The organism is Enterobacter cloacae complex sp. 2021EL-01169 (assembly GCF_020733125.1).
Taxonomy (GTDB): domain Bacteria; phylum Pseudomonadota; class Gammaproteobacteria; order Enterobacterales; family Enterobacteriaceae; genus Enterobacter; species Enterobacter roggenkampii.
The window spans coordinates 1-690 of the sequence record NZ_JAJFTC010000058.1; the positions used below are offsets into that span (position 1 = coordinate 1).

The 690-nt window shown below is 61.0% G+C and carries 1 protein-coding gene; it reads right to left on the minus strand.

The window, feature by feature from the left end:
- Positions 1-519 (minus strand): DUF4158 domain-containing protein (locus tag LLF79_RS26855; protein ID WP_065884260.1); only part of this gene is annotated, 519 nt, incomplete at its 3' end.
- Positions 520-690: the final 171 nt, after the last annotated feature.

Here is a 690-nt window from a genome sequence, read left to right on the forward strand (position 1 = left end):
GGCGCGGGTAATCGCTTCGGCGCTCGCCCGCTCGACGGCGTTGAGGGCGGGCACAATGACCGACTGCCGCCGCAGGTGCTCGATCAAGGCTCTGGCCAGCACGATGCCCTTGTCGGTTTGCATGGCCAGCTCGGTCAGCAACTGGACAGCCTGCCGGTAGTGGCCAATCGTGAACGGCTGGAAGCCGAACACCGTTTGCAGCTCGACCAGGTGCTCGCGTCGGGTCTGCTCACGCTGCCCGTACTCGTCCCAGCTTTCGATGCCGACCTTGAGCTGGTTGGCGACCAGTCTCAGCAATGGCGGGAACGGTGGCTCATCAGCGCCAAGGATGACGCCGGGAAAGCGCAGGTAGCAGAGCTGCACCGCGAAGCCCAGCCGATTGGCCGGGCCGCGCCGCTGCCGGATGATGGAGAGGTCGCTTTCGCTGAACGTGTAGTGACGGATCAACTCATCCTTGGTGTCCGGCAACGCCAGCAGGCTTTCGCGCTCGGCGGCGGAGAGGATCGAACGGCGGGGCATGCGGTTTCCTTCTTCTTGAAAACGTAGGTTTGTGACAAGCCCGCCAAGGCAACCGGCGCGGCACGGGAATCAAGGCATTGCGATTCTCGAAAATAGTTCTTGAAATTCTATTCTTGATTGCATATCATCTCAACGAGTTTCGATAAGAAAGGATGCGCATGCGACCGTCTG